The sequence below is a fragment of the Bacillus sp. SIMBA_074 genome (genome assembly GCF_046534555.1).
GTDB classification, from domain to species: domain Bacteria; phylum Bacillota; class Bacilli; order Bacillales; family Bacillaceae_G; genus Bacillus_A; species Bacillus_A mycoides.
This window is the reverse complement of sequence record NZ_JAWRYM010000459.1, coordinates 1-275: the sequence shown is the minus strand read 5'-3', so window position 1 is coordinate 275 and position 275 is coordinate 1. Positions and strand designations below refer to the sequence as shown.

Annotated in this window: 1 pseudogene; it reads left to right on the top strand. The window is 51.6% G+C overall.

Annotation, left to right across the window (positions count from 1 at the left end):
- Positions 1-275: pseudogene (locus tag SB773_RS31575) on the top strand (penicillin-binding transpeptidase domain-containing protein); the annotation flags it as partial.

The following is a 275-nucleotide window of genomic DNA, read 5'->3' as shown; positions in this document are numbered from 1 at the left end:
AGCGAATGCGGCAAAATCATTCATTCGGATTGCTACGCTGGGGGAGGACGATCAGCGCATCCAGACGCTCAGAGCAACCAAAGGGATCAAGCTGCAAAAAAAGCAAGTCAGGTACTACCCGTATAAAGAAGCGATGGCTCACCTCATTGGCTATATGGGGGTCATGAGTGCAGAGGAATACGAAAAACGAAAAGAGCAGGGCTATCGCAGCTCAGACATGATTGGGAAAACGGGGCTGGAGCAGCTTTACGAGGAACAGCTGCGCGGCTTAGCAG